Origin of the sequence: Nitrosomonas sp. Nm33 (assembly GCF_900107265.1) — a bacterium.
Lineage (GTDB): Bacteria > Pseudomonadota > Gammaproteobacteria > Burkholderiales > Nitrosomonadaceae > Nitrosomonas.
In genome coordinates this window covers 21,427-44,462 of record NZ_FNPJ01000003.1, presented here as the reverse complement: position 1 = coordinate 44,462, position 23,036 = coordinate 21,427, and the positions used below count along the sequence as shown (strand labels likewise).

The following is a 23,036-nucleotide window of genomic DNA, read 5'->3' as shown; positions in this document are numbered from 1 at the left end:
TTCTCTCAAGACATAGTAATGAATTTAAGAATTTCATCTTGATGTTGCATCGTGTCACGATAGCCAAGATCAATCAAGGCACGACAATAAGAAGCTTCAAATAAAACATAGCTCAACAATCTCGAACCACTCGGACTCAATGCGCCTACTGCACGATATAAATAGCGCATGGTGCGTGGCAAGGAGTGAGCATGCTGCAGGGCAATTTCGTTGATTCTTTCGCTAGGTGAAATCACCATCGATTCTATTGGACGCAGCAAAATACTTCCCTCTTTTTTTGTTTCAGGCGGAATGAGCGCTAAAGTTCCATTAATGCGCTGCAAACGCTCCAGATCAATTTCCAGGCTATCAACAAAAATACTACTCATCATATGACCCGCGATTTGTGCTACGGGCGGATAACTCGTTACTTTAACACGCTCAAGGGGAATTTCTCTTTTTTTGGTTACACTGATCACCAGGATTCGATCTGCCCCGAGATGTAACGCTGGACTTAGCGGTGCGAGTTGTCGCATAGAGCCGTCGCCAAAGTATTCGCGGTTTAGCCGAACCGCTGGGAAAATGAGAGGAATAGCCGAAGAAGCAAGCAAATGCTGGATACCAATACGCGTTGCCACACCCACACGCATCACCCGGCTCCAGGGTTTGATACTTTCATGGCCTTGATAAAACGTTACCGATTGCCCTGAAGTATATCCCCAAACGGTCACACCCAGTGCATGCAAGGCGCCGAGATGGATACTTCGCTGGATACCACGAAACGGCAGACGGCAGCTAAGCAGCTTTCTTAACGGAGCATTATCTAATAGCGAAAAAGGCGTTCTAACCAGATCACTCGACAGTAATGAGCCAACACAACGAGCTGTGTTACGGATCACACCGAGCAGGTCTGCCCGGTGCACTTGATCAACATGCAAATCCCCCCACACTGCCTCCAGTTGCCGCACACCCGTGGCAAAATGGGTGGCCGACATGGCCAAACCAGCTGCATTAATGGCGCCTGCTGAGGTTCCACAAATAATAGGAAAAGGGCTACGCGCATGAGAAGGTAACAATTCAGCGATTGCGCGCAGCACACCTACTTGATAAGCGGCACGCGCTCCCCCACCTGTCAAAACCAGGCCTAATTTTGATAATCGTGCGGAAGTATTATTCAGCTCGCTCACTGGCAATCAGCTTCTTTCTCAGCTTTTCAAGCGCATCACACAAAGCTTTCTCAGAAAAATTATTCGCACTGAATGATAACGCATTAGCATACTGAACTCACAACAACATTTTCAGGTATTTCTATTTCTGCTATCAACATTAAACACTTACATCCTGTCTTTAGGTATGCATCATAATCATTTCCTTTAACCAGGTATACTGAATCAATGATTATTCTGCTTTAACAAAAAATTATCCTAAGAACCGCAGCTGATCGCTTGATTGAGGTGCATCATATGTCGCTCCAGGCACGAATGCGATGTTGCTCTTCGTTGCAGGGGACGACTCTGCGACCTCATCGCGCCTTGCCTCGCACCTGGATCACCACATACTCCATCCCGTTCAACTACAGTTTTTAGGATTATTTCGAGCAAATAACAAAATTCAGTAATTTGTTTTGCTTTTCCAGTATCTCCACAACCAGTAAACTGCCGGATTTATACCATCAATAATAGAGGATGACATGTCACATACTGAGCTTCACCCAGAAATCGAGCCCTATCAACAAGGAATGTTGCCAGTCGATGCGCGGCATACCCTATATTGGGAGCAATCAGGCAATCCTGATGGCATCCCTGTCTTGTTTCTCCATGGTGGTCCAGGTGCAGGATCAACACCCAATCATCGTCGCTTCTTTGATCCTGCTCACTACCGCATCATTATTTACGATCAGCGTGGAGCGGGCCGCTCGATGCCTTTGGGTGAAATTCAAGACAATACCACGCCCCATCTTATCGAGGATATCGAAACATTGCGACGGTCTCTAAGTATCGAACAGTGGCTGGTATTCGGGGGTTCTTGGGGCAGCACATTGGCACTGGCGTACGGAGAAGCGCATCCCTCACGTTGCCTGGGATTCATTCTGCGAGGCATCTTTCTTTGCCGCAAAAGTGAAATCGACTGGTTTCTTTATGGGCTGCGCCATTTCTTTCCCGAACCCTGGCGAGATTTTGTCGCACCGCTCTCTCCCCATGAGCGAAAAGATATACTGGCAGCTTATTATCAACGCCTGATGGATCCCGATCCTGCCATCCATATGCCTGCCGCCCGTGCATGGAGTAGCTATGAAGGCAGGTGCTCCACTTTGCTACCCAGCCCAGAAACCGTTAATTACTTTTCAGGTGATACGGTTGCACTCGGGCTTGCACGCATGGAAGCCCATTATTTCAGTCACGATATCTTTTTGCCGCAGAATTCGTTGCTGGATAATGTCAAAAAACTCCACGGCATTCCTGCTATCATCGTGCAGGGACGTTATGATGCCGTTTGCCCGATCATCAGCGCAGATGACTTACACCAAGCCTGGCCTCAAGCCGAATATATCATTATCGAGGATGCGGGTCATTCTGCGTGGGAACCCGGTATTCGATCAGCATTAATCCAGGCCACGGAAAAATTCAAAACTATACTCAAGCTGGTGAAATAGTACCCCTGCCAGCTGTTCAACTCCATAGAGGCTGTGAAGAAATCGTAACGAGTGCACCAAACGCAAGGCGGACGGAACGGAGCTACGAGAAAACGAACGAAGCGAGTTTCGATAAAACGAAGTTTTAGCGAAACTGCGTTTTAGCGTAGCTACATATCAAATAGATAGGCGAGGAGCGAGTACCGCCGCCCAACACAGTGATTGGTGAGCGCAGTAGATTTATTCACAACCTCACAAGTGCGTGATATCGAGCAAGCTGGCGTATTCTCTCGCCGCTATTTTTTCGCTAAACGGCAAAACGCCAAGCAAAGGACAATTAAGGCGATCTTGCAAGGTATGAATGTTTTCGGCTTGGTTCTCCATATGAGGATCAATCTGATTGGCTACCCAGCCTGCCAGGGATAAGCCGCTTACATGAACAGCACGGGCAGTCAATAAGGCATGGTTGAGGCAACCCAACCGCAATCCTACTACCAGCACCACGGGCAATCCCAATGTACGCGCCAGATCGCTGCTATCGTATCGATCATCAAGTGGCACCAGAAATCCTCCTGCCCCTTCGACAATGACGACTTCTGCCATTTCCTGCAACGCTTTAAAAGCCCGTTGAACAGTTGCTATATTAATAACGATACCAGTTTGCCTGGCCGCGATATGCGGTGCAATCGACTGTACCAACGCATAAGGGTTAATCAATTCACGCGCTGCTGGTACATTGCTGGCCTCAACAAGGCGCTCCACATCTATCCATTTACCATTTTCGCAACCTGCCGCAATTGGCTTCATGCCAATCGCCGATTTACCAGCCATGGCAAACGCGTGTAGCAACGCGCAACTTGTGAGGGTTTTACCTACACCCGTATCCGTTCCGGTCACGAAGTAACCCACTGGCATAGCGTTCAATACGATAATTTATTCCAGACCGAGCTTCTGTCTGGTTTCGGGTTTAAGAACATTTTGTCGTGGTTCTGGTTTCCAGGCATGACCATAGACTACTTCGAAGGTCGCAGGCAGCCTCCCTGCCTGACGCAATGATTCGTAATGCTTCATCACCTGTTGCCATCTTCCTTTTCCAGTCAAGCCACGCTGCCTGCCATAAGTCACATTGTGTGCACCGATCGCTTTGAGGTCACGCATGATATCCATGACTTCATGGTAAGTGAGCGTGATGTATTCCATATCCATTACGGGTGTGGCAAAACCGTTATAAACCAGCAGATCGCCGATATCGTGCATATCCATAAATCGGTTGATATGACTGTAACTGTCCACCGTTTTAAAAGCCTGCTTTAATTCTTTCAAGGTATCTGGGCCAAAGGTGCTAAACATCAGCAGTCCTCCGCTTTTCAGAACACGATGTGTTTCCGCAAAGGTTTGCTTGAGATCATTACACCACTGAACGGTCAGATTCGACCAGATCATATCCATGCAAGCATCCCGCAGCGGAAGCTGTTCGATATCCGCGCCCACATAATGAGTAATAGAGCGTTTTACCAGCGGTAACCACTGCTGCCATCGAGGAAGCGAAGGATGCGAAGGACGCGCTTGGAGATGCATTGCAAGCGCGATATCCACCGCCACCAATTTACTGTGTGGATAACGCTCGATAAGCTTACGGCTGCCATAGCCGGTACCGCTGCCCATATCGAGTATCCAATCAGGAGTATGTTTGATGTAATCGAGGCGTGATAACATGCGCTCGCATACTTCCCGCTGCAGAACGGCCGCTTGATCATAGCTGACTGCAGCTCGTTCAAATGCTTGACGCAACTGACGCTTATCTAAAATGTGATCATAAATCATACAGACTGGTTACAAACTGATTGGGATGCGATAAAAACGGGGCATGACCACAGTGTGGAAAGCCGATTAATTTTGCGTGAGGCAAATGCTGGTGCATCCATTTGGCTGCATCCACATGCGTGATCACATCATTTTCTCCATGCAAGAGCAAGACAGGTTGAGAAACATCAGCTAATTTTTCACGTAAATCGGTTGTCAACAAAATCTGTAAACCAGCTCTGAGCGCGTGACCATCAGGTTGTTTATGTTGAAAAAAATGGTTGCGTATTTGTGCTAATACGCTTGTCATGTCACAACCACCATTTACCTGCAGGGTAAAAAAACGGCTTAGAGTCTGAGCATAATGGCGCTCCAGATTCTCCATAAAAAGCAGCAGCGTAGATTGATCCATTCCCCACTGCCAATCATTCCGTTTGACGAAACAAGGTGTGGTCGCCACCAGAACAAGTTGACTCACTTGCGTCGGCATAGATAAAGCCAGCTTTATGGCTACCTGCCCGCCGAGTGACCAGCCGCATACGATACTTTCCGCAGGCAAAATCTCCGCAACACTTGCCACGATTTCTTCGAGTGAATACGACTTCCATACCGGACTCTGGCCATGCCCTGGCAGATCGACCAAATGCAGCCGGAAATGCAGCGCCAGCTGGTCACGGACACTGTCCCAGATACCACTATGCATTGCCCAGCCGTGCAACATCACGAGATCTGGTCCCTTCCCTAAAATTTCTACATGCAACCGATTCATATTACACTGCTATTTTTCATATTAAGTGTTTTGCTTGTTTCCAGTTAAATGATTTTTGCCAAATCATGTAAAGCTTCGATTAATTGCTCAACATCCTCTTCACAGTGTGCAGCCGATAAGGAAATCCGCAATCGAGCTTTTCCCTTCGGAACAGTAGGTGGGCGGATTGCAGGCACAAGGATTTCTCTGTCACGTAACGCTGCACTTAAATGCATGACTTCGTCACTGCGCCCTACCACTAATGGCTGAATGGGCGTCATGGAAGGCATTAATGACCAACGCAATGATTGCAACCCGGTTTTCAATTGAGTTATAAGTTTTATTAATTTTTTGCGTCGCCATGCTTCCAGTTCGATCAATGACAAACTGGTCATGAGAGTATGAGCCAATAACGCAGGCGTAGCAGTGGTATAACCATAGGTGCGCGCGAATTGGATGAGCGTTTCTATTATTTCCGGTTGAGCAGCCACAAAAGCACCGGAAACACCCGCTGCTTTACCGAGTGTAGCCATGTAAACGAGGAGAGGTGAGCGCAAATTAAATTTATCAAACGTATGCAGCACGCCGTTACCGTTTTTGCCGAGTACTCCGAAGCCATGCGCATCATCCAGTAACAACCAGGCGTCATACTGCTCACATAACGTCAATAGCTCAACAACAGGAGCGATATCGCCATCCATACTGAATACTGCATCGGTTACTACGAGTTTACATTTTGCTTCCGATTCAGCCAGATACCTTTCCAACCTGGCTAAGTCAAGATGGGGATAACGCGTAAAGGTTGCCTTAGAAAGCAGCGCTGCATCATTGAGTGAAGCATGATTGAGTTTATCGGCGAAAATGGTATCCCCGCGACCAACCAACGACGTTATCACCGCCATATTGGCCATATAGCCGGTAGAAAATAATAATGCCTGGGGTAAACCTACAAAGCTTGCCAATGCTTCCTCAAGCGTGTGATGTGCCGAAGAATGGCCGCAGATCAGATGGGAAGCGCCTGATCCAACGCCATATCGTTGTGCTCCCGCACAAGCCGCTTCAATCAATGCCGGATGGTTGGCAAGCCCTAGATAATCATTGCTACAGAAAGCAAGATACTGCTTTCCCTCAATCGTAGGATGAATCGTCTGAGGGCTTTCGAGCATTAGTCGACGACGGTACAACCCCGCGTTTTCCCGCTCCCTCAGTTTAGCTGAGAGATTTGTTAGCATTCCGGTTTCCGGTTATAAGGTGCGTAACCCCAATTTCTCAAATAGCGCTTTGTCGCTGTCTGTTTCGGGATTACCTGTTGTCAGCAGCTTGTCTCCATAAAAAATGGAATTAGCTCCCGCAAGAAAACACAATGCTTGCATAGTCTCTGCCATTTGCCGTCTTCCCGCAGACAATCTGACCATCGCTTTCGGCATAGTAATACGGGCTGCTGCAATGGTACGTACAAACTCGAACGAATCAAGTGCTTCCGTACCATAAAGCGGTGTGCCCTCAACTTGCACAAGATAATTGATCGGCACTGATTCAGGGTAAGGATCTAGATTTGCCAGCTGAGCAATCAATCCGGCGCGAGCAAGCCGGGATTCACCCATACCCACAATACCACCACAGCATACATTAATGCCTGCCCTGCGCACTTCTTCAAGTGTATCAAGGCGATCCTGGTAGTCACGTGTGGTAATGACTTCTCCATAGAATTCTGGAGACGTATCCAGATTGTGATTGTAATAATCCAAACCAGCCTGTTTGAGTTGCTCAGCCTGCCCTGGTTTCAGTATGCCTAAAGTGGCACAGGTTTCAAGTCCCAGATCCTTTACGGCCTCTATGATTTCGGTCATGCGGTCAATATCTCGTTGCTTGGGGCCACGCCAGGCTGCTCCCATACAAAACCGTGTCGCTCCTTCCGCCTTGGCTGTCTGTGCAGCGGCCATAATGGTATCCAGCGACAACATATCCTGATTCTCAACACCGGTATGATAGCGCGCGGCCTGGGGACAATAACCACAATCTTCCGGGCAGCCACCTGTTTTCACAGAAATCAGGGTAGATAATTGAACTGCATTGGCGTCATGGTATTGCCGATGAATCGATTGCGCTTGATGAATCAAATCAGGAAAAGGCAAATCCAATAAGGCCTGGATTTGTGGAACACTCCATTGCGCCACACGACTACGATCCTGTTGATCACCAATAGTTTTCTTTTTCTCGCTTGAAACACACTTTGTACTGGATTCAATCATAATAAGGTCAGAAAATTTTGCTCGATTTATAATACGATGCCAGGAATCATCAAGGATCAGACCTCAATTGTCAAATTTTCTTTCAAGATTTTTGAACAGGCGATTAAATTTTATGCAAATTCTGTTCCCAGCAAATTGCCTTTTATGCTTGGCAGCCTGCGAAAGTGATCTATGTCACGCATGTTATAATAACTTACCCCAATTACCTTCTGAGCATTGCCCTTTGTGCTTATTGCCAACAAAAGATTCACGTGTCTGCGGTAATTGCCTGAAGAATCATCCAGTATGGACACGTACGATCGCAGCATTACAATACGCTTTTCCCGTCGATGCCATGATTCGTTCACTTAAATATCAAGAAAATCTGACCCTGGCGCCCATCTTGGCCAATCTATTGATTGCAAAAACGAATAATTGCCCTCCACCCGATGTCATCATCCCTGTTCCGCTCCATCCGATTAGATTACAAGAGAGAGGCTTTAACCAAGCGTTAGAAATAAGTCGACATATATCCAGGCAAATGAATATTCCACTATTGCCTCATGCCTGTGTACGTACCAGAGACACACTTTCTCAAACTGAATTATCCTGGAAGAAGCGACAAACTAACATGCGCAATGCATTTGAATGCACAACGAATTTCGCGCATAAGCATGTTGCCTTACTGGATGATGTCATGACTAGCGGTGCAACATTGAATGAATTGGCAAAAGTGGTACGTAAACAAGGAGCAATCGAGGTAAGTGTATGGGTGATCACCAGAGCGATTCCGTCAACCGCTTTAATCAAAACAACTGAGCATCAGACTATTTTGCAGAATATGCCTTATGCTTGATGTTATTCTCTATCAACCTGAAATTCCTCCTAATACCGGCAATATCATCCGACTTTGTGCAAATACAGGAGCGACACTTCATCTGATCAAACCGTTAGGTTTTCTCCTGAATGACAAGCAACTACTCCGGGCCGGACTGGACTATCATGAATTTGCTAATGTGGTCCTACACAAAAATTGGGAAGAATGTATTCACAGTTTGCCAGGGCGGCGTATTTTTGCTGTGTCCACTAAAGGAACACAGCGCTATGATCAGGTTAAATATCACACTCAAGATATTTTTCTGTTTGGTACAGAAAGCCGCGGATTACCGATCGAGATTCTGGAGAGTTTTTCGAATACCCAACGTATCCATATTCCAATGCTGCCTGACCGTCGCAGCTTGAATCTTGCTAATGCAGTTTCTATTGTAGTCTTTGAGGCTTGGCGACAACTTGGGTTTATCGTGGACAAGAAATTCTAATCCTTTAGCGCATACCTGAATTTTCATTCAAGATCCGGGGAGTAACAAAAATCAGGAGCTCCCGTTTATCATCCCGTTTTGAATTATTCTTGAAGATATTACCAAGTATCGGTACATCACCCAGCAAAGGCACCTTGTTATTAGCTATATTTTCTTGTCGCTCGAAAATCCCACCAATTACAACCGTTCCACCATTCCCGATTAATACTTCAGTTGTAATTTGTTTGGTATCAATCGCTGGTCCAGCGGGCGTATCTTGACCACGGGTGTCCTGATTGACTTGCAGTTTCATAATAATGTTGTCATCCGGAGTAATCTGTGGCGTTACCCTAAGAGCCAGTACAGCCTTTTTGAATTGAATCTGCGGCCTGCCGAGCTGGCTGACAATCTGGAAAGGTATTTCGGTTCCCTGCTCAATGATCGCTTCTACGCGATTAGCTGTTACTAGACGTGGACTGGCAATCACTCTACCTTTACTGTCTGATTCTAGCGCGGATAGTTCCAAATTGATCAGCGAATCATCATTGATCTTGATTAAACTGAGCGCTAAAGCAGCAGGCCCTCCGGCTGCACCCGCAATCGCAGCAGCGGGTAAATTGACGTTAAGATTCTGACCACCGCTCGGGGCAGCGCCAGCAGCAAGAGCGCTGGAATTATCCAGATTGCCAGAGATTCCCAGATTACGGTTTCCTATCTGATGAGCACTTTGTACGCCAAATCGGGCACCCAGATTGCGACTAAATGTATCCGTCGCAACCACGATACGGGACTCAATCATGACTTGACGCACAGAGGTATCAAGATTTCTAACATGTTTGGCGACCTCTGCCAGTCTGATAGGAATATCGGTAACGGTCAAAGTATTACTGATATCATCAACTTCTACAGTTCCACGTTGACTCAAAATTCCTTTGAGAGGAATTGAACTGGCTGTCCGATAATTTAACTTGAAAGTTTCAGTATGCAAAGGTTCTAATTCAGAAATTTGCTGACGAGACTCCAGTTCGGTTTTTTCCCTGGCGACCAATTCCTCACGTGGGGCCACAAAAATAACATTACCCACTCTACGCTTATCGAGCTCCTGGGATTGAAGTACAATATCCAAAGCTTGGTCCCAAGGAACATCTTTCAGGCGCAAAGTAAGACTTCCTTTAACTGAATCGCTGGCAATAATATTCAGATTAGTAAAATCAGCCAGAACCTGCAAAACCGAGCGGACTTCTACATTCTGAAAATTAAGCGATAGTTTCTCACCAGTATACCCTCCCGTGACCAGTTTCTTGTGGGCAGGAACATCTTCACTTTCGACGATCGGTTTGACATCTAGAATAAATCTAGTACCTGCATGATAGGAAGTATGCTCCCACCGCCCTTTTGGTTCTATGACCATCTGGACGCTATTGCCTTTTGGCATTGTTTCTATGATTTGCACAGGTGTGGCAAAATCCACCACATCCAAGCGCCGCGCTAAATGAGGGGGCAAATAAGCCTTGATGAATTCGACCATGATCCGATTACCCTGTTGGCGAACATCGATTCCTGCCCCTGGCGCGGATAGATCGACTTCTACACGGCCTTCGCCATTCAGACCACGCTTGAAATCGATATCTTGCAGGCTAACTAGCTTTTTCTCCTGAATATCCATGGTGTCAGGAGAATGAACAGAAGCGCTGGCAACTTTTTTTGCATTGGCTCCATTTAGCGAAATAAGCAGGTGATTTCCGACAATTTTAGTCTCATATGACATAGGTTTTAACAAGTTCATCACCATGCGGGTACGGTTTTCAGTTTGAACAATGTTAATGCTATCCAAACCTCCTTCACCTACTTCCTGCACTCTTTTACCAAGCGCATTAACAGTATTGATAAAATCAAAATAAATCCTGTCCGGATTATTTAAAGAAATGCCTACAGGAGCAGTATCAAGCAGTTGATCAAGCGATACTTTAACCATGATTTGTCTGCTTCGATTGCTAACCACATCAATTGCATTGATTCTGTTCTGCTGCGTTGACCCCGCACGTGCCAAATTATCCGCCGTGACGATAGGAATCTGAAATAATATGAATAATAGTATGAGTTGGGATGCATATCGCCACCTATAGAAAAATTCTCTCGCTATCGTCATTTTCATTATTTCTGCTCCTGCACTTGCAATGCGAGAGTACTAAGACGCTCGGCCCAATCATTGGCACTGTCTTGTATGATTTCTTTTAGTTTGACTTCTGTCTCAGAAATATCTGTAATCAATCCAAAATTCTGACCCAAGTAGTTACCAGCCTTGACACGATGCACGGTATTATCAGGCGTTCTCACTAATGCAAAAATTTGCTTGTTTCGCTGCAATGTTCCAACCATTATCAGATTTTCCAGCGGAAAATTCTCCAACGCTTCCTTATGCCGTTTCAGATCAGGCTGAAGAGTGTCATGCTTCTTGGATTGAATATTTTTTTGAGCATTGAAAGGATCTCGAATGTTAAATGCTTCATAATTGAACTGAGTAAAAGACTTGATCTGAGGTAATGGATCTACCTTGCCACGCAACCCATCCCCCGATTTATTCACAAACTCCTCCAGATCACTGTAGTTACTTTCACTGCAGCCAGAAACCATAACAAATAGCGCACACCATAAATAATAAAACCGCTTAATCATTTATTCCCCGCACTATTACTCTTCTTCTGATTAGCAAGCTCTTCATCATCGAGATAGCGAAAGGTCTTCGCGACAGCGTTTAATACCAAATATTGCTCCTTCCCAGGAGTAATATTGATATTATTTAACGTCACAATACGTGGTAATTGGGAAACATCGCTTGCAAAAGCACCAATATCGTGATAATTGCCTATCACACGTACCGTTACGGGTAATTCAGCATAAATTTCCTTGATCGTTTCGCTAGCTGCGGGCTTAAATAATTCAAATTGCAATCCTCGTCCCAAACCAGCCCGATTAATATCTACCAGCAAAGCGTCTATTTCAGATTTATTGGGCAATTGTTTCAGCATGATACTTAGCGTCTGCTCGAGCTCCTGTAATTGCTGCCGCATAATATCCAAATTAACAGCGTTCCTCTTTTTGATCAGGTAAGTTTCTTTGAGCGTGACTTCCTCTGCTTCAACCCTTTCAAGAATTTCCGATTGTTCCTGCCAATCCAGAAAATAACCTATAACGACAATTGCTATCAGCAAGCTGGTTAATGCACCGGCCTTGATTGCTACTGGCCAGCCACCTGGATCATTGGGGTCAAGTAGTCGCAATTGTTCCAACAAATTCATCGTCATCTACCTTCTTAACTGATTGGAAATATTTGCCGGCGTATGTTCATTATCGAAGCCAGCCAACACCTCGGCGAGCCTCACATTCAAATCAAATTCATTCATACGCATATTATTGACATTAACTGCCTTGATCTCGATCAATAGAGGAGATTCAAATATGGGTGACGCGTCTAAATTTCGCATTAAGGTAGATACCCATGCATTTGATTGCGCATAGCCAGAAAGATGGATATGCTGATCAGTTTGCTTGAGACTCTTGAGATATACCCCATCTGGCATTAGTCTTGCCAGCTGATCTAATATATGAACGACATTAGTACGATTGACTTGTAATGTCTCCACTACCTCTTTGCGCGCTAGCACTTCCTGGAGTTGCTGCTTGATTTTTTTGATTTCTGCAATTTGCTTATCGAGAATAGCAATCTGGCTCTGCAAGTATTGATTACGCCTATTCTGATACTCAATCTTTCCTAAGATAGCCTCATGCCCTGCCCAGATAATCAGTATTCCAAGAACACACGCAACTCCAGCCAGTATGGCAAACTGCTGCTGGCGTGCCTTACGTTTAAACTCACGGTGCGGAAGTAAATTAATGCGGATCATGATGGATCAAAGCTCCGCATTGCTAATCCACAGGCAACCATTAATAAGGGTGCATCTACTTTCAGCTGCCTGAGGGCGATACGGTTAGATAGCTCCATATTTACAAAAGGATTAACGATTTGTGTCATAACTTGAGTGCGTTCAGTCATAACCTCCTCCAAACCAGGAATCACTGCACACCCACCAGAAAGAAAAATATAGTTAACCTGTATATATTGAGTAGAAGAAAAAAAGAACTGCAAAGCACGTGTCACTTCCTGCGCAAGTGTTTCGCAAAAAGGTTGCAACACATCCGCCTGGTAGCTTTTAGGTAAATTCCCATTGCGCTTGGCTACCTCTGCTTCTTCAAATGTCAAATTAAACTGATTCTGAATCTCCTGAGTTAACTGATCTCCTCCAAATGGCTGATCACGTGTATAAACAAATTCCCCATTGTGAAGAACATTTAAACGGGTAATGCTCGCACCGATATCGACCAGGGCAATTACTTGGTCCTTGCCTCCTTCAGGCAACTGACGTTCAATTAACTCAAAAGCAGCTTGGGCAGCGAAGTGTTCAACATCTATCACTGCTGCTTTTAGACCGGCAGTTAATGCAGCAGCAACACGATCTTCCACTTTTTCTTTGCGTGCAGCAGCGATCACCACTTCCACTTCATTCGGATTTTCAGGTATTGCTCTGACTACCTGAAAATCCAGATTTACTTCATCCAGCGTAAAAGGAATATATTGGTTCGCCTCTGTTTCAACTTGAAAAACCAGATCATCTTCTCGTTGTCCAATTGGCACGATAATTTTTTTGGTAATGACAGCAGCCGCGGGTAGTGCAAGTGCGACATTCTTTACACGTGTCTCCATGCGCTTCCATGCACGACGGATGCTGTCTCCTACCCCCTCTAGATTATTGATATTTCCATCAAGAATGGCTTCTTTCAGCATCGGCTCAATTACATATCTCTCAAGACGTAATGTGTTCTCAGCTTTGTTAACCATGGAAAGCTCGATCATTTTCACCGACGAAGAACTGATGTCTACACCCAGGAGCCGTGACGACTTTGTAGAGAAGAAATTAAGATTGATATCAAAGCTTTTATTAAACATTGATTTATTAGAAACAATACCTTAAAGTAAAGCGGTTTCACTGTCAGATTACATGCAAAGATTTTCATTGGTATGCTGAAACCTTCGGGTCAATCCTACTTTCTTTAGCAAGCTGCTAGACCGGGCAAAATTCTGGCAGATTCCAAAACAGTTTGATTTATATAAAAACAGCAGATATACCCTCTATAATTAGAGATTGATTTTTATCCCACATAGTTAGAAACTTTATATTTCATGTTATTTCGTTGGCTGGCCTATTCTTTTCTAGCAGTGCTGGCTGCAAGCTTGATTGGAGTTTTGCTGATCGTTTTTGCAGCACTTGTGATTATCCCTACACTACCTTCACTTGAGGTTTTAACGGATTATCGACCGAAAATACCGTTACGGATCTATAGCGCAGATGGACTATTAATCGGAGAATTTGGAGAAGAGCGTAGAGATTTTGTGAAAATCAATGAAACGCCAGTCTATCTTAGACAAGCTATCCTAGCTGCTGAAGATGACCGTTTTTATCAACACGGCGGAGTCGATTACATCGGTATTCTGCGAGCAGCTTATTCCAATTTTTCTGGAGGAGGCGCTCTTCAAGGTGCGAGTACGATTACTATGCAGGTTGCGCGTAATTTTTTTCTGACCAAGGAAAAAACCTTGACCAGAAAATTCAGTGAGGCATTACTGTCATTTAAGATTGAGCACAGCCTGAGTAAAGATAAAATTCTAGAGCTCTATATCAATCAGATATATCTTGGTCAAAGAAGCTACGGTTTCTCAGCTGCAGCCCAAACTTATTTCGGAAAGCCACTAGATGAAATTAATCTAACTGAAGCAGCCATGCTGGCAGGATTACCTAAAGCCCCTTCACGATTTAACCCAGTTGTTAATCTAAAACGTGCAAAGATACGTCAACGTTATGTGCTGAAACGGATGCACGAGCTCAACTATATTACCAGCGAACAATTAGCCATGGCAGAAAAGCAACCGTTATCTATCCATCGCCAAGTACGGAATTTTGCCATGCCGGCTGAGTACGTAGTTGAAATGGCTCGACAGGTAATGTATCAACGCTTTGGCGAAGAAGCATATACAAGCGGCATTAAAGTTTATACAACTGTGAGAAAGTCAGATCAAGATGCGGCTTATGAAGCACTCCGTAAAGGCATATTAGAATATGATAACCGCCATGGTTATCGAGGACCAGAAGGTTTTGTTGAGTTACCCAGAAATGATACAAACGATACAAACCTGAAAAAAAATCTGGAAGAAGCTCTACAAGCATTTCATGATAGCAACGATATTCTCATTGCTGTTGTGCTATCCGCTAATTTAAATTCTGTTAAAGCCTATCACAAGGGTGGAGAAGTTATTCAGATTAGCGGGGATGGACTCAAGTTTGCTAAAAGATTTCTTACCGATGACCCTAAAATTGGTAATAAACGTATTCGTCCTGGGGCATTAATTCGGATACAAAAGAATGAGAAGAATGTCTGGCGAATTGTCCAACTTCCACAAATTGAGGCCGCGCTCGTTGCAATTGATCCAACCGATGGGATGATTCGTGCTTTGGCCGGAGGATTTGATTTCAATCTCAATCAGTTTAATCATGTCACTCAAGCGTGGCGACAGCCAGGTTCCAGCTTTAAACCATTCATTTATTCAGCTTCACTGGAAAAAGGATTTACACCCGCGACCATCATCAATGATGCTCCTTTATTTTTCGATGCGGCACAAACTGGCAGTAAGTCTTGGGAGCCTAAAAATTTTGATGGCAAGTTCAGTGGTCCAATACGTATGCGCACTGCCCTGACTCATTCAAAAAATCTTGTCTCCATTCGAATTCTTCAATCAATTGGATTACGCTACGCACAGGATTACATTACTCGCTTTGGATTTGACAGTCATCGTCACCCACCTTTTCTGCCTATGGCACTTGGAGCAGGCTCTGTAACACCCCTGCAAATGGCTGTAGGCTATGCAGCATTTGCTAACGGTGGTTTCCGCATTCATCCTTACTTTATTGAGAGAATAGAAGATGATGAAGGTAGAATTCTTGAGCATGCTCAACCTGTCGTTGCCGGCAAAAGTGCCAAGCAAGTGATTGATTCACGGAATGCATTTCTTATGACAAGTATGATGCAAGACGTTATTCAACGAGGAACAGCCACTATGGCAAAACGACTCGGTCGCAATGATATCGCCGGAAAAACAGGTACGACTAGCAATTTTATTGACACCTGGTTTTGTGGTTTTCAAAAAAATCTAGTCACAATAAGCTGGGCAGGTTTTGATGAGCCTAAGACATTGGGTAAGAACGAAACTGGGGGACGTGTAGCATTACCCATCTGGATAAACTACATGGAGAAGGCGTTAAAAGATGTACCTGTTGCGACTTATACCCCTCCCCCAGGAATCACGATAGCTAGAATCAACCCGGAAACCGGTTTGAGAGAAGCGGGAGGAGCGATGACTGAATATTTTTTCAACGAACAACTCCCCCCTGAGGCTGATTTACCTGCTGAGGATTTTGGATCGATAGAAGAACTGTTGGATCAGTTATTTTGATAAACTGAATACAGACTTATAGATTTTTTCTCAACCAAGTAGCAGCATCAATTGCAAAATAAGTCAAAATTGCATCGGCTCCCGCACGCTTGAATGACAACAAGGATTCTATGACACAAGCCTCCTCATCTAACCAGCCATTCATTGCAGCTGCCTTGAGCATGGCATATTCACCACTGACCTGATAAACAAGCGTAGGTGCACCAAATTTTTCCTTTACTCTGCGTACGATATCAAGATAAGGCAAACCTGGTTTTACCATGACCATATCGGCCCCTTCTTGCAAATCCAACCCTACTTCCCATAATGCCTCATCCGAGTTGGCTGGATCCATTTGGTAAGTATATTTGTTACCTGACCGCAGATTAGCAGAAGATCCCACTGCATCACGGAATGGGCCATAAAAACTGGAAGCATATTTTGCCGAATAAGCGAGAATGCGAGTATGAATAAACTTATTGTTATCCAATCCCGCACGAATAGCAGCAATCCTCCCATCCATCATATCCGAAGGGGCAACTACGTCCGCTCCTGCCTGTGCATGGACAAGTGCCTGCTGTTCCAGGACCCTAACTGTTTCATCATTCATCACATAACCATTAGCATCAATCAGTCCATCTTGACCATGGCTGGTATAAGGATCAAGTGCAATGTCAGTAATAATCCCTAACTCTGGAAAATTCTTCTTCAACTGACTGACAGCTTGTGGTACTAGCCCTTCCGGATTGAATGCTTCATCTGCAGTCAAATTCTTGAGTGAAGAGTCAATCACCGGGAAAATAGCTATAGCGGGAATTCCAAGTCGCAAGCACTTTTCAGCCTGAGGCATGAGCAAATCAACACTTAACCGCTCAACACCCGGCATAGAAGTTACTTTTTCTTCTCGTTTCTTTCCCTCTAGAACAAAGACAGGATAAATTAAATCGTCTGTTCGCAAATGATTTTCTCGTACCAAACTGCGGGAGAAATCGTCACGACGTAAACGTCGCATTCTCTTTTGTGGAAACTGACTAATGAATGACATGATTACTCATCTAAAAAATAAAAATATTAATTGGGAGGGAACTTACTAAGAAATTTTATCTCTATATAGATAGACGATATTTTTAATCGTCTCTCGCCTTCCCTCCCTGAGGCGAGGCCTTTGATATAAGGCGATTCCCCCCGGTTTTTTCCCCTTTAACCGGGTTTTTTTTTGTCTCTAGTTCGATAGTATGCTGATGAATCTTTGCTCCGGCTGACCCGAACCAATCAGTTAAAATGGCGGTAGCTTCTTCAATACCATATCCCACCATGCTAGAAAAAAGTTGCACTGTACAGTGTGGATATCGGTCTGTTAAGAAATACTTTACTTCTTTCAACGCATAAGCAGCTTGACTGCGACTCAGTTTATCTGATTTAGTTAACAGAACATGCACTGGTTTTTTTGTGAGCGAAAACCATTCTAGCATCTGTAGATCAAGCCTGGTCAAAGGATGGCGGATATCCATAATGAGTACCATACCGTACAGCACATCACGAGTCTGCAAATAAGTGCTGAGTAAATGTTCCCAATGCTGACGAATTGCTAAAGGCACTTTGGCATAACCATAACCAGGAAGATCAACCAGGAAGTTACTATCCTCAAGCCGGAAAAAATTAATATGCTGGGTCCGCCCAGGTGTTTTACTCACATAAGCAAGACGACCACGTTTGGCAAGAGTATTGATTGCACTGGATTTACCCGCGTTAGAACGCCCAGCAAAAGCAACTTCCACACCGGATGCCCGAGGTAAATCCCTCAGCTGATTGACGGTAGTATAAAAACTGATATTCTGAAATAACGACATATACCTATTTTCTACTGAACTATTTCAGACTTTTCTTGGGCAATAACCTTTAATCCTTCCAGTACTAAGTTATCCACAATCATAGTAGGAATTTTAATATAAGGTAACAATAAAGCAGCACCTCCGCCGCTGATAATACAATTTAAAGTATCGCGACCCAAATTAGCTGAAAGCAATGTATACATATGGTCTAGTGCACCCGTCAATGCATGAACTACTCCGCTGTGAATGGCATCCGCAGTGTTAACCGGAAAATCTTGGAAACGACCTTCTTTTAACGTTAATAATGCAGTCTGGTTCGCTAGTGCCTGCTTCATTAAATTAAAGCCAGGCAAAATAATTCCACCCAAAAATTCTCCTCTATCAGAAAGAGTATCTACTGTCATTGCAGTACCTACATTGACCACAAGACAACCTTGTTGCCTCATTCTCCAAGCAGCGATCAAACCCGCCCAGCGATCGCTACCCAATTGCGCTGGATTTGAGTAATGATTCCTGACACCACATTGATAAGCAGCTGCCGAAATCCAATGTGGTATTGCTTTCCAAATAGCAAACAAATTTAACAGCGCCGCTTCAGCAGAAGATCCTGCCACATTGGAAACGATAATAGCTGACGGCTCCGGCACATCTCGCCAAATTTGGCTCAGCAATACGCGTTGGTTCTGAGCAACGATTCCTCGCTCATACCAGTCATTACCATTGTGCAGCCCCCACTTGATAGTAGTATTACCAGAATCTATAGCTAAAAGATAAGACATGGATTTTGTTTCAATCTAATTTACGCAGACTGATCTCACCACCATTGAAACTTTGCTCGCCGATCAAAGTACTTACCAGTAATGATCCATCAGACGCAACACCACGGGCTATGCCTTGCTGTATAGAACCATTCGGTAAATGCAGCTCAATCAGTTTATTCTCAAAGGCATGATAACGTACCCATTCATCTCTAAATAATGAAAAACCCTTCTGATCGAAAGTATTCAATGTCGCTACCAATTCTCTCAATAAAACAGCCAACAATTTATTGCGATCAGGTATCTCATGAACAATGGTATAGATGTCTGTCGTCTTTTGATCTATCTTATTTTTAATATGATCAGGTAACCTTAGATTGATCCCTATACCGATTACTGCAATAGCCGGTCCAAGCATGTCACCCTGCAACTCAATTAACACTCCCCCTAACTTGATAAACTCAAATAGTAGATCATTAGGCCACTTTAGAGTCACACCTTTGATCCCGACTGATATCAATGCTCGAACGACTGCAACACCTATCGCTAAACTCAAGCCAGATAGAAAATTGACACCTCGCTGAAACTGCCACGATAACGAAAAAGTCAGGCTGTCTCCTAAACCTGTATACCATTGCCGACCACGACGTCCCCGCCCCTGGGTTTGCAGTTCGGCAGCAATGACATGAACCCTTCCATCATGAATGATGTTCTCTCTTGTAATCTCATGCAGCAGTAAAGTGTTAGTCGATTCAGTAACATCCAGGACTTGAATATGAAAGCGATCTGATTCTCCGGCCAGATGCGTCTGAATCACGGTTGTATCTAACCATTGCACAGGATTAAGCCAGCGATAACCACGGCCTGGAATTTTGTGAATAACCAACCCTAATCTGTCAAGATCATGCAAAGCATTTGAGATACTTGTGCGCGACATACCGAGAATCTGGGAAAGTTCTGTTCCTGAATGAAATTCGCCATCACTTAATTGTCTTAAAATAGCAAATGTAAGCGATTTCACATTTAGATCTGTGTAAAAATTTACGAGCATCCCAGAAAAAATGCTTTTATCCAGGTGAAATGGAAAGCGGAGTAATTTCTGATTGAGTATTCATGCTAATGGTTAATCTTACCACGAATACCTTCATATAGTGGCGTCCCCAAGGGGATTCGAACCCCTGTACTCACCGTGAAAGGGTGATGTCCTAGGCCTCTAGACGATGGGGACCAGAATATCTTAACAATGACTATCGAGAGATACTGGTGGAGATAAGCGGGATCGAACCGCTGACCTCTTGCATGCCATGCAAGCGCTCTCCCAGCTGAGCTATACCCCCGACTGAAGGAGAAAGGATTATACTGGTACACTTGATTATTGTAAAGTTGAAGATCAATCTGGAAAGTAAGATATTTGTTGATTTATTCGTTTGAGGGTCTCTGTCCTCCCCAGTAACTCCAATATCGCATCAATTGAAGGCGTTTGTGTCTCGCCTGTTACAACTATACGCAAAGGCATGGCTACCTTTGGTAATTTGACATTAAATATTGTGGCTGCTTTTTTAATTTCATCATGGATAGCCTGGCGACTCCAATCAATAGAGGTAAATTTATCAATTAAATAAAGCAATATGGATTTTGCCTCCTGATTGAAATACTGAACTTTGAGTTCATGAGATGGTTCTAGTGGGCGGAAAAAATAAACAGCCGCATCAGCAAGCTCGCTAATCGTCCTGACCCTTTCTTTAAGCAAGTTAATTATTTTCAATAAATATTGCTCATTAGGGATATTACAACCGTCTTTCTCAAGAAACGGTGTAATCATTTTGGCTATATGTAAATCATCTTCGTTTTTAAGATAGTGCTGATTAAGCCACATCAGTTTCTCCGGGTTAAATTTTGCTGGAGAACGACTTATTGTTGCTAAATCAAACCACTCGATCAGCTTATCAGTACTGAATATTTCTTCATCACCGTGAGACCATCCAAGTCGTGCGAGATAATTGACCAAAGCTTCAGGCAAATAGCCTTCTTCATGATAATTCATCACTGAAACTGCTCCATGCCGCTTAGATAGTCTTTCACCATCTGCCCCTAATATCATTGGCACATGTGCATACTGAGGTATAGGAGCGCCAAGTGCTTTAAGAATATTAATTTGGCGGGGTGTATTGTTGACATGATCATCTCCGCGAATAACATGGCTGATGTTCATATCCAGATCATCCACAATAACACCAAAATTATAAGTGGGTATGCCATCACTTCTCAGCAGGACCAGATCATCAAGCTCACTATTGGCCACAACAATTTGGCCCTTGACCAAATCTTCAAAGACTACATGTCCATCTGTGGGATTCTTAAAGCGTATAACTGGCTTGACTCCGTCTGGAGGAGTTTGTTTCGCATCACGCCAGCGTCCATCGTATCTTGGTTTTAGCCCAGCAGCACGTTGTTGCTCTCGTAACGAATCCAACTCTTCTTTGCTGGCATAACAGCGATAAGCTAGATTGTTCCGTAGTAATTGTTCAGCAACTTCATGATAACGCGCCAATCTCAGCATTTGATAGAAGGGACCTTCATCATAATCAAGACCTAGCCAAGCCATCCCATCAAGGATAGCTTGCACAGATTGTTGAGTTGAGCGTTCAAGATCGGTATCTTCAATTCTTAAAATAAATTTACCACTATGTTTGCGGGCAAATGCCCAAGAAAAAAGGGCTGTCCGAGCCCCTCCAATATGAAGATAGCCAGTAGGACTGGGAGCAAATCGTGTACGTACCATTATAAAAATGCTATGAGTAATATCAATTAGAAACAGAACAGTTTACGCAATTATGAAAGATAGTGTTCTATTGGAATATATTTTTTAATTTACATTTTTATTCTTAACAAAAAGCTCGAAATAAGTACAACTTAATGATCTTGCTTTATTCTTTTATTTAATCTCACACTATTTGCTATACTGAGCAACTTTAAAAAATTTCAAACAACATGAGTGAATATCTTTTTACTTCTGAATCTGTTTCTGAAGGACACCCTGACAAGGTTGCAGATCAAATATCAGATGCAGTTTTAGATGCTATATTAAGTCAAGATTCAAATGCGCGGGTAGCCTGCGAAACGATGTGCAGCACAGGGTTAATTGTTTTATCAGGTGAAATTACAACACATGCGTCAGTCGATTACAATGTAATTGCACGTGAAACAGTTAAAAAAATAGGTTATACCAGCTCCGAGATTGGTTTTGATTGGAACACCTGTGCTGTATTAACAGCATTTAATAAGCAATCACCTGACATTGCACAAGGAGTTAATCGTAGTAAAGAAGAAGAAATGGATCAGGGCGCGGGGGATCAAGGATTAATGTTTGGTTTCGCATGTGATGAAACCCCACAATTAATGCCAATGCCAATTTATTATGCTCATCGTTTAGTGGAAAGACAATCACAATTAAGAAAGAATGGACGGTTGCCATGGTTGCGGCCTGATGCCAAATCTCAAGTGTCGGTGAGATATATCAACGGTAAGCCGCAGCGGATAGATACAGTTGTCATATCAACTCAACATGATCCAGATATCTCTCATGCTACCCTGAGCGAGGCGGTTATCGAAGAAATTATTAAGCCTGTACTTCCCAAGGAAATGTTAAGTGGAAATATCCTGTATCTGATTAACCCGACGGGACGTTTTGTTGTCGGCGGACCTATGGGTGATTGCGGTCTAACAGGCCGTAAGATTATTGTGGATACTTATGGTGGTGCTGCTCATCATGGTGGCGGTGCTTTCTCTGGTAAAGATCCCTCCAAGGTAGATCGTTCTGCAGCTTATGCTGTACGTCATGTAGCAAAAAATATCGTAGCAGCTGGACTTGCCACTAAATGTGAAGTACAAGTTGCTTATGCTATCGGCGTTGCACGCCCAGTCTCTCTAATGGTTGAAACTTTCGGTACCGGAAAAATACCTGACGAGGAACTCGTTAAACTAATAGAGCAACACTTTGATTTGCGCCCAAGAGCAATTATCCACAAACTTAATCTATTACGACCGATTTACGAGAAAACTGCTGCCTATGGTCATTTTGGGCGGGAAGATCCGGATTTTACTTGGGAAAAAACTGATAAAGCGGCGCAGCTTCGCGTTGATGCTGGAATCTAATTGATTCAATTTCAAGAATAAAATCTACTTACTGAGATTACTATTCCCTATTTAAGT

General features: G+C 43.9%; 21 protein-coding genes and 2 tRNA genes. 5 read left to right on the top strand and 18 right to left on the bottom strand.

From position 1 onward, the window contains the following. Positions 1-5: 5 nt before the first annotated feature. Complete coding sequence (locus BLV54_RS01170; RefSeq protein ID WP_090566683.1) at positions 6-1,166, bottom strand: patatin-like phospholipase family protein; 1,161 nt, start codon at positions 1,164-1,166, stop codon at positions 6-8. Between the two features lie 503 nt (positions 1,167-1,669). On the opposite strand from BLV54_RS01170, the gene pip reads away from it, so the two are divergent. Beyond that, on the top strand, positions 1,670-2,632 hold the full coding sequence (gene pip / locus BLV54_RS01165) for a prolyl aminopeptidase (protein ID WP_090566557.1): 963 nt from the start codon (positions 1,670-1,672) through the stop codon (positions 2,630-2,632). Positions 2,633-2,863: 231 nt separating this feature from the next. Here the strand turns inward: pip and bioD are convergent, their stop codons facing one another. Genes bioD through bioB form a run of 5 tightly spaced genes read right to left on the bottom strand, consistent with a single transcriptional unit; the run spans position 2,864 to position 7,414 of the window. Further along, positions 2,864-3,526, bottom strand: a complete 663-nt coding sequence (gene bioD / locus BLV54_RS01160; protein ID WP_090566554.1) for a dethiobiotin synthase — start codon at positions 3,524-3,526, stop codon at positions 2,864-2,866. Positions 3,527-3,544: 18 nt separating this feature from the next. Then, positions 3,545-4,435 carry a malonyl-ACP O-methyltransferase BioC gene (gene bioC / locus BLV54_RS01155; RefSeq protein WP_090566551.1) on the bottom strand — a complete coding sequence of 297 codons (891 nt, stop codon included), beginning with the start codon at positions 4,433-4,435 and terminating at the stop codon, positions 3,545-3,547. Continuing rightward, complete coding sequence (gene bioH / locus BLV54_RS01150; RefSeq protein ID WP_090566548.1) at positions 4,425-5,183, bottom strand: pimeloyl-ACP methyl ester esterase BioH; 759 nt, start codon at positions 5,181-5,183, stop codon at positions 4,425-4,427. Before bioH ends, bioC begins: the two co-directional genes overlap by 11 nt. Before the next feature lie 44 nt (positions 5,184-5,227). After that, positions 5,228-6,394, bottom strand: coding sequence for an 8-amino-7-oxononanoate synthase (gene bioF, locus BLV54_RS01145; protein WP_090566545.1), 1,167 nt, complete (start codon positions 6,392-6,394; stop codon positions 5,228-5,230). Positions 6,395-6,406: 12 nt separating this feature from the next. Further along, positions 6,407-7,414, bottom strand: a complete 1,008-nt coding sequence (gene bioB / locus BLV54_RS01140) for a biotin synthase BioB (RefSeq protein WP_090566542.1) — start codon at positions 7,412-7,414, stop codon at positions 6,407-6,409. A gap of 112 nt (positions 7,415-7,526) precedes the next feature. Between bioB and BLV54_RS01135 the strand changes: the two genes are divergently transcribed. Next, the gene (locus BLV54_RS01135) at positions 7,527-8,249 is read left to right on the top strand and encodes a ComF family protein (RefSeq protein WP_090566538.1); all 723 of its coding nucleotides are present in this window, start codon (positions 7,527-7,529) and stop codon (positions 8,247-8,249) included. Continuing rightward, positions 8,242-8,712 carry a tRNA (uridine(34)/cytosine(34)/5-carboxymethylaminomethyluridine(34)-2'-O)-methyltransferase TrmL gene (gene trmL / locus BLV54_RS01130; protein WP_090566535.1) on the top strand — a complete coding sequence of 157 codons (471 nt, stop codon included), beginning with the start codon at positions 8,242-8,244 and terminating at the stop codon, positions 8,710-8,712. Before BLV54_RS01135 ends, trmL begins: the two co-directional genes overlap by 8 nt. A gap of 4 nt (positions 8,713-8,716) precedes the next feature. Here trmL and pilQ read toward each other — a convergent pair whose 3' ends face one another. From pilQ to BLV54_RS01105, 5 genes are read right to left on the bottom strand one after another with little or no spacing between them, the layout of a single operon-like run. Then, positions 8,717-10,846: a type IV pilus secretin PilQ gene (gene pilQ / locus BLV54_RS01125; RefSeq protein WP_090566532.1), complete on the bottom strand. Its 2,130-nt coding sequence runs from the start codon at positions 10,844-10,846 to the stop codon at positions 8,717-8,719. Further along, positions 10,846-11,367, bottom strand: coding sequence for a pilus assembly protein PilP (locus BLV54_RS01120; protein WP_090566530.1), 522 nt, complete (start codon positions 11,365-11,367; stop codon positions 10,846-10,848). Before BLV54_RS01120 ends, pilQ begins: the two co-directional genes overlap by 1 nt. After that, positions 11,364-11,996: a type IV pilus inner membrane component PilO gene (locus BLV54_RS01115; protein ID WP_371113266.1), complete on the bottom strand. Its 633-nt coding sequence runs from the start codon at positions 11,994-11,996 to the stop codon at positions 11,364-11,366. Before BLV54_RS01115 ends, BLV54_RS01120 begins: the two co-directional genes overlap by 4 nt. After that, positions 11,997-12,596 (bottom strand): PilN domain-containing protein, encoded by a 600-nt coding sequence (locus tag BLV54_RS01110; protein ID WP_090566527.1) that lies wholly within the window; start codon positions 12,594-12,596, stop codon positions 11,997-11,999. Further along, entirely contained in the window at positions 12,593-13,696 is a 1,104-nt protein-coding gene (locus BLV54_RS01105) for a pilus assembly protein PilM (RefSeq protein WP_176969634.1), read from the bottom strand. The genes BLV54_RS01110 and BLV54_RS01105 overlap by 4 nt, the downstream gene beginning before the upstream one ends. A 234-nt stretch (positions 13,697-13,930) precedes the next feature. Between BLV54_RS01105 and BLV54_RS01100 the strand changes: the two genes are divergently transcribed. After that, positions 13,931-16,255, top strand: a complete 2,325-nt coding sequence (locus BLV54_RS01100; RefSeq protein ID WP_090566520.1) for a penicillin-binding protein 1A — start codon at positions 13,931-13,933, stop codon at positions 16,253-16,255. A 16-nt stretch (positions 16,256-16,271) separates the two neighbouring features. Here BLV54_RS01100 and hemB read toward each other — a convergent pair whose 3' ends face one another. The 7 genes from hemB to gltX form a co-directional block, all read right to left on the bottom strand. After that, complete coding sequence (gene hemB / locus BLV54_RS01095; protein WP_090566517.1) at positions 16,272-17,279, bottom strand: porphobilinogen synthase; 1,008 nt, start codon at positions 17,277-17,279, stop codon at positions 16,272-16,274. Positions 17,280-17,361: 82 nt separating this feature from the next. Beyond that, a complete protein-coding gene (gene yihA / locus BLV54_RS01090; RefSeq protein ID WP_090566514.1) occupies positions 17,362-18,084 on the bottom strand; it encodes a ribosome biogenesis GTP-binding protein YihA/YsxC in 723 nt (240 codons plus the stop codon). An 11-nt stretch (positions 18,085-18,095) separates the two neighbouring features. Then, positions 18,096-18,845: a type III pantothenate kinase gene (locus BLV54_RS01085; protein WP_090566511.1), complete on the bottom strand. Its 750-nt coding sequence runs from the start codon at positions 18,843-18,845 to the stop codon at positions 18,096-18,098. A gap of 10 nt (positions 18,846-18,855) precedes the next feature. Beyond that, positions 18,856-19,845, bottom strand: coding sequence for a biotin--[acetyl-CoA-carboxylase] ligase (locus BLV54_RS01080; RefSeq protein ID WP_090566674.1), 990 nt, complete (start codon positions 19,843-19,845; stop codon positions 18,856-18,858). A gap of 131 nt (positions 19,846-19,976) precedes the next feature. After that, positions 19,977-20,052 (bottom strand) — tRNA-Glu (locus BLV54_RS01075). A 33-nt stretch (positions 20,053-20,085) separates the two neighbouring features. Further along, positions 20,086-20,161 (bottom strand) — tRNA-Ala (locus BLV54_RS01070). Positions 20,162-20,214: 53 nt separating this feature from the next. Next, positions 20,215-21,606 (bottom strand): glutamate--tRNA ligase, encoded by a 1,392-nt coding sequence (gene gltX / locus BLV54_RS01065; protein WP_090566508.1) that lies wholly within the window; start codon positions 21,604-21,606, stop codon positions 20,215-20,217. Between the two features lie 209 nt (positions 21,607-21,815). Here gltX and metK point away from each other — a divergent pair, with 209 nt between their 5' ends. Beyond that, positions 21,816-22,979: a methionine adenosyltransferase gene (gene metK, locus BLV54_RS01060; RefSeq protein ID WP_090566506.1), complete on the top strand. Its 1,164-nt coding sequence runs from the start codon at positions 21,816-21,818 to the stop codon at positions 22,977-22,979. Positions 22,980-23,036: the final 57 nt, after the last annotated feature.